The organism is Kribbella monticola (assembly GCF_003261635.1).
GTDB classification, from domain to species: domain Bacteria; phylum Actinomycetota; class Actinomycetes; order Propionibacteriales; family Kribbellaceae; genus Kribbella; species Kribbella monticola.
In genome coordinates this window covers 75,792-88,919 of the sequence record NZ_QFXK01000039.1, presented here as the reverse complement: position 1 = coordinate 88,919, position 13,128 = coordinate 75,792, and the positions used below count along the sequence as shown (strand labels likewise).

General features: G+C 68.4%; 13 protein-coding genes. 7 read left to right on the top strand and 6 right to left on the bottom strand.

Annotated features, from left to right (window positions below):
- The first annotated feature begins 85 nt into the window (after positions 1-85).
- From DIZ26_RS31790 to DIZ26_RS31775, 3 genes are all read left to right on the top strand, one after another.
- On the top strand, positions 86-685 hold the full coding sequence (locus DIZ26_RS31790) for an acyl-CoA-like ligand-binding transcription factor (RefSeq protein ID WP_198676387.1): 600 nt from the start codon (positions 86-88) through the stop codon (positions 683-685).
- Positions 686-1,004: 319 nt separating this feature from the next.
- Positions 1,005-2,066 carry an ATP-dependent DNA ligase gene (locus DIZ26_RS31780; RefSeq protein ID WP_332872750.1) on the top strand — a complete coding sequence of 354 codons (1,062 nt, stop codon included), beginning with the start codon at positions 1,005-1,007 and terminating at the stop codon, positions 2,064-2,066.
- Positions 2,067-2,165: 99 nt separating this feature from the next.
- Positions 2,166-4,694: a tetratricopeptide repeat protein gene (locus DIZ26_RS31775; RefSeq protein WP_157979873.1), complete on the top strand. Its 2,529-nt coding sequence runs from the start codon at positions 2,166-2,168 to the stop codon at positions 4,692-4,694.
- Here the strand turns inward: DIZ26_RS31775 and DIZ26_RS31770 are convergent.
- Both DIZ26_RS31770 and DIZ26_RS37630 read right to left on the bottom strand, forming a co-directional pair.
- Positions 4,679-5,119: a hypothetical protein gene (locus tag DIZ26_RS31770; RefSeq protein ID WP_112248257.1), complete on the bottom strand. Its 441-nt coding sequence runs from the start codon at positions 5,117-5,119 to the stop codon at positions 4,679-4,681. The genes DIZ26_RS31775 and DIZ26_RS31770 overlap by 16 nt on opposite strands.
- A 94-nt stretch (positions 5,120-5,213) precedes the next feature.
- Positions 5,214-5,375 carry a hypothetical protein gene (locus DIZ26_RS37630; RefSeq protein ID WP_157979872.1) on the bottom strand — a complete coding sequence of 54 codons (162 nt, stop codon included), beginning with the start codon at positions 5,373-5,375 and terminating at the stop codon, positions 5,214-5,216.
- Here DIZ26_RS37630 and DIZ26_RS31765 point away from each other — a divergent pair.
- Positions 5,365-7,893, top strand: a complete 2,529-nt coding sequence (locus DIZ26_RS31765; protein ID WP_157979871.1) for a tetratricopeptide repeat protein — start codon at positions 5,365-5,367, stop codon at positions 7,891-7,893. The two genes, DIZ26_RS37630 and DIZ26_RS31765, sit on opposite strands and share 11 nt — an antisense overlap.
- Positions 7,894-7,899: 6 nt before the next feature.
- Here the strand turns inward: DIZ26_RS31765 and DIZ26_RS31760 are convergent, their stop codons facing one another.
- The gene (locus tag DIZ26_RS31760) at positions 7,900-8,424 is read right to left on the bottom strand and encodes a hypothetical protein (protein WP_112248255.1); all 525 of its coding nucleotides are present in this window, start codon (positions 8,422-8,424) and stop codon (positions 7,900-7,902) included.
- 123 nt (positions 8,425-8,547) lie between these two features.
- On the opposite strand from DIZ26_RS31760, the gene proC reads away from it, so the two are divergent.
- Entirely contained in the window at positions 8,548-9,351 is an 804-nt protein-coding gene (gene proC / locus DIZ26_RS31755; protein WP_112248254.1) for a pyrroline-5-carboxylate reductase, read from the top strand.
- 61 nt (positions 9,352-9,412) lie between these two features.
- Positions 9,413-9,976 (top strand): hypothetical protein, encoded by a 564-nt coding sequence (locus tag DIZ26_RS31750; protein WP_232828741.1) that lies wholly within the window; start codon positions 9,413-9,415, stop codon positions 9,974-9,976.
- Between the two features lie 4 nt (positions 9,977-9,980).
- On the opposite strand, the gene infA is transcribed toward DIZ26_RS31750, so the two are convergent.
- Complete coding sequence (gene infA, locus DIZ26_RS31745) at positions 9,981-10,205, bottom strand: translation initiation factor IF-1 (RefSeq protein WP_112248253.1); 225 nt, start codon at positions 10,203-10,205, stop codon at positions 9,981-9,983.
- A 170-nt stretch (positions 10,206-10,375) separates the two neighbouring features.
- On the opposite strand from infA, the gene DIZ26_RS31740 reads away from it, so the two are divergent.
- On the top strand, positions 10,376-11,278 hold the full coding sequence (locus tag DIZ26_RS31740; protein WP_112248252.1) for a TIGR03560 family F420-dependent LLM class oxidoreductase: 903 nt from the start codon (positions 10,376-10,378) through the stop codon (positions 11,276-11,278).
- Here the strand turns inward: DIZ26_RS31740 and DIZ26_RS31735 are convergent.
- Both DIZ26_RS31735 and trpS read right to left on the bottom strand, forming a co-directional pair.
- A complete protein-coding gene (locus DIZ26_RS31735) occupies positions 11,249-12,022 on the bottom strand; it encodes an endonuclease/exonuclease/phosphatase family protein (protein WP_112248251.1) in 774 nt (257 codons plus the stop codon). The genes DIZ26_RS31740 and DIZ26_RS31735 overlap by 30 nt on opposite strands.
- Complete coding sequence (gene trpS, locus DIZ26_RS31730) at positions 12,019-12,987, bottom strand: tryptophan--tRNA ligase (RefSeq protein ID WP_112248250.1); 969 nt, start codon at positions 12,985-12,987, stop codon at positions 12,019-12,021. The genes DIZ26_RS31735 and trpS overlap by 4 nt, the downstream gene beginning before the upstream one ends.
- Between the last annotated feature and the right edge of the window lie 141 nt (positions 12,988-13,128).

Sequence of the window (13,128 nt, the reverse complement as noted above, 5' to 3'; positions counted from 1 at the left end):
TCGTGGTCGGCTTGACGATGACGCCACTATACGCCATATGTGGCACTGAGTGCCAAGTATGCTCCTCAAGCGTTAGAGTGAGCACATGAGAGAGTCCACCCCGCTTCCCGTCCGTGAACGAGCTCGGCGGGCCATGCGCGCCGAGCTGGCGATGCTGGCCCAAGACCTGTTCGCGGCCAAGGGCTACGAACAGACGACGATCGACGACCTGGTCGCGGCTGCCGGTATCTCCAGGCGCACCTTCTTCCGCTACTTCACCTCTAAGGAGGACCTCGTACTGGGCAAGTACGACGCGTGGTCGCAGACGCTGGTGGAGGCACTCGCCGCACGCCCCGCCGACGAGCCGGTCTGGGAGTCGCTGCGGCGGGCGTTCGACGTCGTCGTCGAGTACTTCGAAGACGCGACGCTGGCGGAACGGTCTCTCGCGATGGAGAAGGTCATCCACGACAACCCCGCCCTGAGCGCCGGCGAGATCGAGCGGATCTCACGTGTCCAGAGCGAGCTCGCCGAGCTAGTAGCGGCGCGGACCGGCCGTCCAGCGGCCACCGACCCACGCCCGACGGTCGTCGCCGGCGCGGCCCTGGCCTGCGTGGTCGCCGCGAAGGACGTATGGATCAGCACCGACCGCAGCAGGCCGTTCGGGACGCTGCTCGACGAGGCCATGGGCGCGCTGAAGCCTGTCTGAGCGCGACCTCACGCGACCAGGCCGCCGCGATCGACAAACTGCTGAAGCCCGCCGCCCAACGCCACCTGCGGCCGGACGAGATCGACACCCACTGGGGTAAGGCAGAAGACCCGCTGATCAAGGTGCAGCCGCGACTGGTCGTCGAGGTCGTCGCTGACGCTGCGGCGAGTCAGCTCGTCGCCTCATCCGTTGGGGATTCGGGGCCTGCTGCAACCACTCAACAAACGCCCGGACATCGAGCCTCTCTGCCGCTCCCACGGGGTGTACTGGCGATGCAGGAACCTGAACCATCGCAGTAGGTCAAACCCGTAGCTGCGCAATGTCGCAGGGCTGCAGTCCGTCGCCGCCAACTCTCGTAGGTACCCCGACGCGCCCTCGTGCTCGGACTCGGGAAAGAGCACCCGCCACCGCAGGCCCGACTCGAACTCCACAACACGACCCGGCTCTGCGACTGGCACGCCACACTCTCTCCCGACACCTGCTCGAGCACCAACCGATGCTCAGAAGAGTTCAGTCAACTAGCCGGACCGGAGTCGTGTGCCGGGGTGGTGAGGTGCGGTTGTGGTCGCGTAACGGCAAGGACTTCACCGACAAGTTCCCCGACGTACGGGCGGCGCTGGAGGCGCAGCTGACCGGTGACTGTGTTCTCGATGGCGAGCTGGTGGTGTGGACTGGTGATCGGCTCGACTTCGATGCGTTGCAGCAGCGCATGGTCAACACCGCGGCCACGGTCGCGCGTACTCAGCCGGCAGCCTTCGTTGCCTTCGACCTGCTGGCTGTGGGTGATGTCGACATCAGGCCGATGCGATGGACCGTACGCCGGCAGCGGTTGGAGTCGTTGGCCGCTCGGTGGATCCCTCCGCTGCAGGTGTCCCCGGTCACCGCCGACGTCGACGAGGCCCGCGAATGGCTGGAGGCGTTCAAGGCGAGCGGAGTCGAGGGACTGGTGGTCAAGGGCGCCTCGACCAGGTACCAGCCCGGTCGCCGCGACTGGGTGAAGGTCAAGCACCGCGAGACCGTGGACGTGATCGTGGGTGCCGTCACCGGTAGCTTGCGGGCACCCGAGGTCCTGGTCGTCGGCCGGTACCGCGGGAAAGTTCTGGAGGTCGTCGGCCGCACTGTGAAGTTGAGGGACGAGCAGGCCGCCGCGATCGGCAAACTGCTGAAGCCGGCCGGCCCGCGCCATCCGTGGCCCGAGGAGATCGCCACGCACTGGGGAAAAGGCAGCAAGACGCCGCTCGTCAAGGTGCAGCCGCGGCTGGTCGTCGAGGTCGCCGCCGACGCGGCCTTGCAGGCGGGGCACTACCGCCATCCACTCCGCCTGGTACGCCACCGCACCGACCTCACCCCAGGCGACGTCGAGCCGCTCCCGGAGACCTGAGCGCCGGCTCTTCCTGGACACCGGCTTGCTTGGGGGCGGCTGACCTGAGATCGTTCGGCGGTTGCTGATCAGTCAGAAGTCGGGACGTCCGGGGGGACTTTGAGTACTGATGCGCGGCCGCCTGGCCCGGAGCCGGCGGCGAATCTGGACGAGTTGGCCGCCAGGTTGCGGGAGCTCCGGGTGTGGTCGGGGGTTTCGTACCGCGAGTTGCACCGCCGGATCGTCAGGTCCCGGGCCGCTCGCCGGATTGCCGAGGTGCCCGTCTACGACACCGTCTATCGCTGCCTGCAGCCAGGTCGCAGCCGGCTGGATGTCGAACTGGTCGTCGATGTGGTCCGCGCGCTGGCCGACGACCAGGTCGCGGCGCGATGGCGGCAGGCCCATCAGGCGATCACCGGTACTGCGGCCGACGCCGCGGTGGTCAATGTGTCCGAGCGGCTGCCCGACGACCGGATCCATCTCACCGGCCGCGCCGGAGAACTGCGCCGGCTCTGCGAGTTGGCCAGCTCACCCGAGCCGGTCGTCGTGGTGATCGACGGCATGGCCGGCGTCGGCAAGACCAGCCTCGCCATCGAGGCAGCTCATCGACTGACGGCTGTTCACAAGCAACCGGTGGTGTTCGCGGTCGATCTCAGGGGCAACGATCCCGCGCGCCCTCCAGCGGACCCGGGCGCCGTACTGGATGCGTGTCTCAAATCCCTCGGGCAACGAGGAGGCAAGGGGCTCGACCTCCCTGCGCGTACTGCGCGGTTCCGCGAACTCCTCCTTGGCAAGCGCGCCGTGCTCCTGCTGGACTCCGCCGCTTCGGCCGACCAGGTGCTGCCTCTCCTGCCCGGCACTCCCGGCAGTTTCGTCCTCGTCACGAGCAGGATCAGACTCAACCTCCCGGCGGCAGCGACCATCTCGCTCGAGCCGCTGACCGCGACCGAGTCCGTTCAGCTGCTGAGGCGACAGCTGGGCCCGGGCCAGGAGTCACGGGCGATCCAGAAGATCGCCGACCATGCCGGTCACCTGCCGCTGGCGCTCGCCTTGGTCGCGGGCCGAATCACATCCACTCCCGAATGGACGCTGTCGGATCACCTGGACCGGCTCGCCGACCGCCATCGCAGTCTCCGGCTGGACGATCAGGTCGAGGCTGCGTTCGCCCAGTCCTACAACAGCCTCGGCACTGACCAGCGCCGCTTGCTCCGGCGGCTGGCGCTGCATCCGGGTGACGACTGGGACGCCGCCGCTGCGGCCGCGCTGACCGGCGCCTCACCTGCTGAGGCTTCAGGAGAGCTACGGGAACTCGCCGATCGCAGTCTGATCCAGACGCGCTCGCCGGGCAGGTACGGCCTGCACGCGCTCGTCCGGACCTTCGCGGCGCATCGAGCCCGCGACGACGAGCCCGCCCGGCTGCGACGCGACGCTTCGACAGCGTTGCTCGACCACTACCGGCAGAGCGCCGCAGCTGCGATGGCGATCTACGCGCCGCACGAGTCGGCTTGGCGCCCACTGGTACCGGAGTCCACTGCCGCCTTCGCGGATCGCGAAGCCGCCAGGCGCTGGCTGGAGAGTGAACGCGTGAACCTGATCGCCTGCGGCATCTACGCAGCCGAACACGGTTGGCCAGACCACGTCGCTGACCTCTCTGGCATCCTCTACCGCTACCTGGACGACACAGGCCAGTACGCCGACGGCGAGAACCTGCACCACGCCGCAGTACAAGTCGCAACCGGTACTGCGCGCGGCCGGGCACTCAGCAGCCTCGGCGTCGCCTACTGGCGACTCGGCTCGTTCGGCAAGGCCAGGAACGTCTACCAGGAAGCCCTGGGGATCGCAGCGACAGCCGGTGACCGGCCGGAGGAGCTCCGCGCCCTGATCAATCTCGGCCTGGTGAACGAGCGTTCCGGCGACTACCGCGAAGCACTGGCCGGGTATTGGGCGAGTATCAAGATCTCCGACGAGATCGGCTCGAGGCTGGCGACTGCGCAAGCGCTGCAGAACGTAGTACATCTGGATGAACGCCTGGGCCGCTACGAGGACGCCCTGGAGCACAGCGAGCAGTGTCTGGCGATCCTGGCTGAGGTCGGCGACCGAGCCACCGAGGGGCGGCTCCGCAACAGCCGCGCGCAGGCTCACCTCGGATTGAAAGACGCCGAGGCAGCTCTGGCAGAGGCCGCACAGGCCGCAGCGATCGCCCGCGAGGTGAACAACCGGGTCGGTGAGGCCTACGCGCTGATCACGACCGGCCGAGCTCTGCGAGAGACGGCCGACCTCGACAGAGCCCATCAGATCCACGAGCGAGCGGTGTCGATCGCACGCGAGGTGGGCAATCAGGACTGCGAAGCGCAGGCCCTCAACGCTCTCGGGACGACGCTGCTGGAGCTGAGTCGCGCCGACGACGCAGTACTGCTGCACAAGGCTGCACTGGCGATCGCTGAAGAGTTGGGCGATCCATACGAGCGGGCGAAGAGCCATGACGGCCTGGCCGCGGCTCTCTCGGCGTCCGGTGAGACGGAGGCGGCCGGTGGCGAGCTGCACCAAGCGCTCAACCTGTACCGCGAACTCCGTACCCCCGAGGCAAAGAGCGACCGGTGTGGGCGGCCTGAAGCCGCCCACACCGGAGCGCATCAGTACTGGTTGTAGACGTAGTTCGGGGCAGCGCAGGAGTAGGTGGAGCCGAGGTCGACACAAGCCCGGACGCCGGCCCACAGGATCCGCTTGCTGCTCGAGAAGGGCAGGCTCGAGGCGAACCACGGGTCCGAGGTGCAGCCGCTGTTGAAGTGCTCCGGGCCGTAGTAGGTGGTTCCGTCGGTGTACCGGACGACTGCCTGGCCCATCGCCCGGAAGTTGTCGCCCGGGCAGACGTCGTTGACGGTGAAGTTCTGGTAGGTGATCGAGGTCCTGCTGTTGAACACGACGTGTGCCTTGGCGCTGGCGCCCGCGTCGGTGTAGCCGGGGGTGACGGCCTTGCTGTACACATCGCCGTTGGCCGAAGCCGGCATCGCCCCGACGATCGAAGCCGCTCCGACGGCCGCAACACCGATGAGCGCGCGAATCTTGATTCCCATCTCGTTCCTCCTCTGTCGGCGCGGCGGGTGGGCCGCACAGAGCCACAGAGTCGTGGGCTGGACGTCCGGTGTCGCGGTTCCCGGTCAAGGTCGGTCAGCCGCCGGGAACTGCAACCTGGGGATCCGCGTCGTAGTGCGCGCCGCGGCGGCCGTGCTGGTTCGCGTTGCCGCCGGTGTGGTTGTCGACCAGACTCGATTGCGGCGTGAACGACGGTGAGCCGATCAGGTCAGCGGGGTGGAGAGCAGTGGGGCACACGGGGAGAACGGCACCGCCGGAACCAGGTGGCGCGCAGACTGTCGACGAGCTGGCCGCCCGGCTCCGGGCGCTGCACAGCTGGGCGGGAGTGTCGTACCGCGAGATCCATCGCCGTATGGTCGCTTCGCGCCGCCGTCGCGGGATCACCGAGATCCCGGTCTACAACACCGTCTACCGCTGCCTGCAGCCCGGACGAAGCCGGCTGGACGTCGAACTGGTCGTCGACATCGCCGCCGCGCTGCTCGAGGACGAGTCGCTGGTAGCGGCCTGGCGGCAGGCCCACCAGGTGGTCGCGGGTCGCGCAGCGGACGCGGCGATCGTCAGTGTCACCGACAGCATCCCGGCCGACCAGGACAGCTTCACCGGCCGGTCGGCCGAGGTCGCCGAGCTCCTGGCCGCCTGCGAAGCCGGTACGACGCAGTTCGTGCTCGGCGGGATGGCCGGTGTCGGCAAGACCCAGCTGGCAAGGTACTTCGCGAACCGGCTGGTCGAAGCGGGTCACGGCAACGAGCTGCAGCTCTCGGTCGACCTCCGCGGGTTCGACGCCGACAGGCCGCCCGCCGACCCGGCCGCTGTGCTCGACGGGTTCCTGCGTCGGCTCGGCGTACCGGGCAGTCAGGTGCACGCTCTTGATCTGGCCGGGCGAGCCCGACGGTTCCAGCAGCTGATGGCGGACCGCAAGGCGATCGTCTTGCTGGACAACGCGGCGTCGGAAGATCAGGTGCTGCCCTTGCTGCCGCAGAGCCCGAGCTGTGTGGCAGTGGTGACGAGCCGCTACCAGCTGAGCGGTCTGCCGGAGGTGCGCTGCCTACGGCTGGATGTGTTCAGCCCTGCGGAGTCGCTCGATCTGCTGCGCGGTGTCGCCGGTGACGAGGCGATCGCGGCCGATCAGGCGACGGCGGCAAGGATCGCCAACCTCGTGGGTCACCTGCCCCTGGCCCTGGCCGTGGTGGCCGGCCGGATCACTGACTCACCCGGCTGGTCCTTGGCCGATCATCTGGAACGCCTCACCGAGCATCGCGAACGCCTCCGGTTGGAGGACAGCGTGGAGCCCGCGTTGGCCTTGTCATACGAGGCTTTGCCGCCAGAGCACAGGCGGTTGCTCCGACTGCTCGCTCTCCACCCGGGCCACGACTTCGACGCGTACGCCGCCGCGGCTGTTTCCGGACACCGTCGCGAGCAGGTGACTCGCGAGCTGGCGGACCTGGTGCGGGCCAGCCTGCTCCAGCCGGCCGCGCCCGGACGCTTCGTTCTGCACGACCTCGTCCGGGTGTTCGCGAGTGACCGTTCCCGCGACGAGGACCGCGCCGCCGTACGGCGTGACGCGCTGACCAGGTTGTTCGACCACTACCGGTGGACAGCAGCCCAGGCCGCCGCCGGATACGCGCCGTACGAAGGCAGCGTGCGAACCCTGGTCGAGGATCCGGGCACCGAGTGCCCGCCCGTCGGGAACCGCGAGCTGGCCAAGGTCTGGCTCGATGCGGAGCGGTCGAACCTGATCGCTGTGGTCCGGGCCGCCGCCGAGCTCGGCAGTCCAAGACCGGTGACCGACATCTCGACGGTCATCCACTACTACCTGGACACCTCGGGCTACTACCGCGAGGCCGAGGTGCTGCACGAGTGCGCGGTCTCCGTCGCGACGGACGACGCCAGCCGCAGCCGCGCCCACAACAACCTCGGCTGCGTCTACTGGCGTCTCGGCCGGTACGCCGACGGCCGGGACTGCTACCAGCGAGCACTCGACCTGACCCGCAAGATCGGCAACCGGATCGGTACCGGCAAGGCGCTGGGAAATGTTGCCCTCGGCCACTTCCGGCTCGGTCGCTATCCCGCGTCGATCGACTGTTTCGAACAGGCGCTGGCGATCTTCGAGGAAGAGAAGGCCGAACGGATCTCCAGTGCCAGCACGACGCGTGGCGGCCTCGGCTGGAGCCTGCTCCGGGTGGGGCGGACGGCCGAGGCGCTGGAGCGGTTCGACGAGAGCCTGCGGATCGCACGACTGCTGGGCGACAACACCTTCGAAGAGGCCTATGCGCTGGCCAATGTGGGTAACGCGCACGTTCGCCTGGGGAGTCAGCAGTTGGCGACGGAGTACGGCGAGGCCGCTCTGGTGTTGTCACGCAAGCTGGGATTCCGGACCGGCGAGGCCGATGGGCTGAATCTGCTCGGCCGCGTGCACCACGCCGGGGGTGATCCGGACGCGGCCGTCCGGTTGCAGCAGGAGGCCGTCGAACTGACGGTGGAGATCGGCAGCCGCGCGATGACCGTTGAACTACGCAACGATCTCGGTGCCTCCCTGATGGCAGCGGATCGGCTGGACGAGGCGCTGGAAGAGCATCGGCTCGCCCTGGTCGTCGCGCAGACACTCGAAGACCGGTACGAGATCGCCCGCGCTTGCCGCGGTCTGGCCGAAGTACTCGAGCGGCAGGGCAGTGACGGGACGGCGTACCGGATGCAGGCGCTGGAACTGTTCGCGGATCTCGGCACCCCGGAGGCCGCCGAGATCCACGCGGGCTGAGTCAGGTCAGCACAGGGTGCCGGTCGAGGCGTGGTAGTACGGGCTGAAGACGGTCCAGTTGCGGGTCACGCCGTCCTTCAGTTCGTAGAAGCGGAACCGCACGCAGCTGTCCTCGCGGTGGTCGTAGTTGCAATAGCCCCACCCTTGCGCTGCGGGCAGCGCTCCGCAGTACCGGTTCTTGCCGTAGTCAGTCTGCACGTGGACGACGGCCTGCCAGCCGTTGGCGTCCAGGTCGCGGATCCACTGGACGTCGCCGTTGTATTCGTAGCAGGAGATCGCGTACGACGACTGGACGTACGGCCGGCAGGCCGCCGGCGGCGAGGCCAGGGTCGTCATGGTCGAGGTCGCCTTCGCCGTCGAACCTGGTGTGATCGGAGTTGCCGCGACCGGCGCCTTCGGGGTGCCGTCGCCGCTGAGGGAGGCGGATCCGGTCGGGGCGGCCGAGGCCAGGCTGGCCGCGCCGGCCACGAGCAGGAGGGCGCCGGCGAAGGCGCCGAGCGCTCGGCGGGCGGAACGGAACGTCTTGGGCATGGGATGGTCCTTCCATAAGGGGCGGTGACAGGACTCGACCACCCTGCTTCGCGGCGCCCTACGCCGTCCCGCATCTCGACCAATCTCGATCAGCGCGGGCGGGCGCGCCGCTACGCTGTCGCCATGACTAGTCAGGTGGCCATTCTCGGAGCCGGTGTGATGGGGGAGACCCTGCTGTCCGGGTTGCTGCGGGCGGGCCGGCGACCGGAAGAGCTGCTGATCACCGAGCGCCGGGAGGAGCGCGCCACCGAGCTGCGCGAGCGGTACGGCGTGGACGTGGTGACCAACGTGGAGGCCGCCGCGAAGGCGGACACGCTCGTCCTGGTGGTCAAGCCGCAGGACATGCCCGACCTGCTCGCCGAGATCGCCCCGGCGGTCCAGCCGACCCAGACGGTGGTCTCGCTGGCTGCTGGTATCACCACTGGTTTCATCGAGTCCCGGCTGCCCGAGGGCGTCGCGGTCGTCCGGGTGATGCCGAACACGCCGGCCCTGGTCGACGAGGGGATGGCCGCGATCTCGCGTGGCGCGCACTGCGACGAGAGCCACCTCGTCCTGGCCGAGGGTCTGCTGGCCGCGACCGGCCGGGTGATCCGGGTACCGGAGAAGCAGCAGGACGCGGTCACCGCGATCTCGGGGTCGGGTCCGGCGTACATCTTCTTCGTGGTCGAGTCGATGATCGAGGCCGGCGTGCACATGGGCCTGCCGCGGACCACCGCGACGGAGCTCGTCGTGCAGACCCTGGTCGGCTCGGCGAAGCTGCTGCGCGAGACAGGCGAACACCCGACCGTACTGCGTGAGCGCGTCACCTCGCCGGGCGGCACCACAGCCGCCGCAGTACGGGAACTCGAGGACCACAAGGTCCGGGCCGCGTTCCTGTCGGCCATCGAGGCGGCCCGGAATCGGTCGCGCGCGCTGGCCGCCGAGTAATACCTGCGGCCGGACAGGTTATTCTGAGCGGCGCACTCCTGCACCTTTCAAGGGACAAGTCATGTCGGGTCAGCCAGCTCAACAGGGTAAGGACCAGGAACTCGCCGAGCAGATCCCTGCGTTGCCCTGGCGGGTGCCGCTGGATCCGGCGCCCTGGTGGGCCTGGGCGCTCTTCGTCGCGCCCTTCATCGCCATGCCGGTGCTGAATTCCTGGCTCTGGATGGGCGCGCGCGATTTTCTCGCGGTCACGCTGTTCACGATCATCGGCGCCTCGGTGGTCCGGGTCGCCGGCGGTGTCGTGCTCTACCGGGTCGACCTCACCGAGACCGCGGTGAAGGCCCGTACCAGCCTGCTCGTCCGCAGCCTGGCCTGGCAGGACATCGACCAGATCGAGGTCGTCGAGGACGCCGTCGTGCTGACCAGCGGCAAGGACGAGAACGAGATCAACGGCATCGCCAAGGGCCGGCCCGGCTACGTCGCCGCCGTGATGGAAGCGGTCCGCAGCCAGGCCGGCACCTCACCGGTACGCCGGGCGCGCCCGCACCCGGGTCTCGGCGCACTCCTGGTGCTGATCTACCTGATCCTGTCGGTCGGCGCCTTCCTCGTCCGCTGGCACCTGCTCTGACAGGTCACGAGCGGTAGCGGTAGAGGATCCGCCCACGGGTCAGGTCGTACGGGCTGAGTTCGACCAGCACCCGGTCCTCCGGGATGATCTTGATGTAGTTCTTCCGGATCTTCCCGCTGATGTGCGCGAGCACCTGGTGCCCGTTCGGAAGCTCCACCTTGAAGGTGGCGTCGCGGAGGGCCTCGACGACGATGCCCTCGAATTCGATCGCGCCTGCTTTTCTTGCCATCGGTCTCTGCCTTTCGGGAGTGCCTGAGACGGCGCTCCTGGCGAGACCTTTGTCAGTCGCCCGACCGTGAAGCTGGGGGAGGGAGCACCCTTGATCCTGCGTTCATGGGTCTCACCTCCAGGCGTGATGGCACGGTCGGAAAGACTTTATCAACTGCCTAAGGTTGGCGCATGGACTTTTCCCTGTGGCCGAGTGCGGGCCGGACCTGGCAGGAAGTGGTGGACGGCGCGGAGTACGCCGAACGCACCGGCTGGTACGGCGTGTGGGTGGCCGACCATTTCATGGTGAACGGTGACGACCTGTCGCTGCCGATGAACGAGTGTCTCGCGCTGCTCGGCGGCCTCGCGGTACGGACCGAACGGGTGCGGATCGGATCGATGGTGCTCGGCAACACCTACCGGCATCCCGCGGTGGTCGCGAACGCGGCGGCCACCCTGGACCAGATGAGCGGCGGCCGGTTCGTGCTCGGCGTCGGCGCCGGCTGGCAGGTGAACGAGCACGAGGTCTACGGCATCGAACTGCCACCGGTGAAGGAATTGCTGGCTCGCTTCGAGGAGGCCTGTCAGGTCTTCACCGGTCTGCTGACCCAGGACCGGACCGACTTCGACGGCAAGTACTACCAGTTGAGCAACGCGCCGCTGGAGCCGAAGCCGGCGAAACTTCCGTTGCTGATCGGCGCCTCCGGCGAGAAGGTTGCCCTCGGCATCGTTGCGAAGTACGCGGACGAGTGGAACCACTGGGGACTGCCGGAGGTCGCCGAGCACAAGGGCATCGTGTTCCGCGAGCACTGCGAGAAACTTGGCCGGGACCCTTCGACGGTACGCCGTTCGACCCAGGCGATGATCGAGATCGTCGTGCCGGGCGACACCGAGGCCGAGGAACGCCGCGACCGGCTGATGGCCGGCGGCCGGCCGACGATCATGGGGTCGGCCGAGTACGTCCTCGACACGGTCGCCCGCTACCCGGCGGCCGGGATCGACGAGTTCCTGGTCCCGGACGGCCTGCTGGGACAGGGATCCCGCCGCTTCGACGCCCTCGAACGGCTACGCGAAGAGGTCTTCACCAAGCTCTAGGGTCGCCACGACCGGCCAGTGGTCGCTGGGCAGGCGGCCACCTGGCCGGTAGTGCGAAACACTTGCCTCGACGACCCGCCACGAGGTGTCGGTCAGGATGTGGTCGATCCGGGCCTGGTCCGTGGCGCCCGTGAAGTCACCGTGCTCGGTTCCTCCCTCGGTTGCCGGTACGGCGTCCAGCAATCCCGCGTCGGTCAACGCCTTCAGCGGCGGCGAATCCGGCGTCGCATTGAGATCACCCATCAGGATCCAGTGCAGCGAAGGCTCGGCCGCGATCCACTGCGCGAGCAGGCGCGACGACTCGACCCGGGCGATCTCCCCGGCGTGGTCGTAGTGGGTGTTCGCGACGCCGACCCGGGTCCCGTCCGCATGCCGCAGGCGAACCAGCGTGGCGATCCGGGTCAGGTGCGCGTCCCAGCCGACCGACCCCGGCGTCGACGGGTCGGCCGACAACCACCGCGTCTCGTGCGACTCCACCTCCCAGTCGCCCGGCCGGACCATGACGACGGAGTGCTCACCAGCACGCACTCCGTCGTCCCGGCCGGTCCCAAGGAGCTGCCAGCCGTCGAACTGCTCGCGCAAATAGTCCAGCTGGTCCGGCAGCACCTCCTGGAGTCCGACCACCTCGGCATCCAGAGCCCGGATCGCGGCGACGGTGGCCTCCCGGCGTACCGGCCAGGCGTTGTCACCGTCGGGCGCGGAGGAGTTCCGGATGTTGAACGTCGCCACTGTCAGTCGGATCACCCAACTGATCCTGCCAAACCCATCGCGCGGACGGCAGCCTGGAGTCGCGGCGCACTCGCCTCGATCGCCCGGTCCCTCCCCTCGGCGAGCATCGCGTCAACGGCTCCGGGATCGGACGCGAGCCGCGCGTACTCCTTCTGCAGCGGCTCGATCACCGCCAGCACGGCGTCGGCCGTGTCCGCCTTCAGCGCGCCGTACGTCGGGTACGCCTTCGCCAGTTCGACCGGGTCGCCGTCGGTGCAGGCAGCCAGAATCTCCAACAGGTTGGTGATTCCGGGCTTGGCCGCCTCGTCGTGCCGGACCTCGCTGTCGGAATCGGTGACCGCGCGCATCACCTGGCGGCGGATCACGTCCGGCGGGTCGAGCAGCCGGATCGTCCCGACCGCGTTGTCCTCGTCGGACTTGCTCATCTTCGCGGTCGGATTCTGCAGGTCCTTGATCCGCATCGCCAGCGCGGCCTTCTGCAACTGCGGTACGACGAAGGTCTCGCCGTACTCGCGGTTGAATCGGATCGCCACGTCCCGGGCCAGCTCGACGTGCTGGTCCTGGTCACCGCCGACCGGCACCCGGTCCGTGCCGTAGAGGAGGATGTCGGCCGCCATCAGGCAGGGATAGGTGAACAGGGAGGCCCGGGTCATCGGTCTGCCCCGGCCCTTCTCCTTGTACTGGATCATCCGGGACAACTCCCCGACGTACGAGGTGCATTCGAGCAGGTACGCGAGTTGGGCGTGCGCGGGGACGTCGGACTGCACGAACACCGTACCCGGTGGCAGGCCCGCGGCGAGCATCAAGGTCGCCATCTCGCGGGTCAGCGCGACGAGCCGTTTGGGGTCGTGTTTGGTGGTCATCGCGTGCAGGTTCGCGACGAAGTAGTAGCCGTCCGGGTCGGTAAACCGGCGCAGCGCGCCGAGGTGGTTGCCGAGCGTGAGCCGGCCGGACGGGGTGATACCGGAGAGCGAGGTCATGATGCCTTCTTTCGGGGATGGGCCTCGCTCGAGGGCATCAAAAAAGGCCGCCTCGGCGAGGCGGCCTTTTGGATGCGTGTGAACGCTGCGGGTCCGCCGTCAGGCGGCCCACCACTGCTGCAGGGTCGAGCGCTGCGTGTT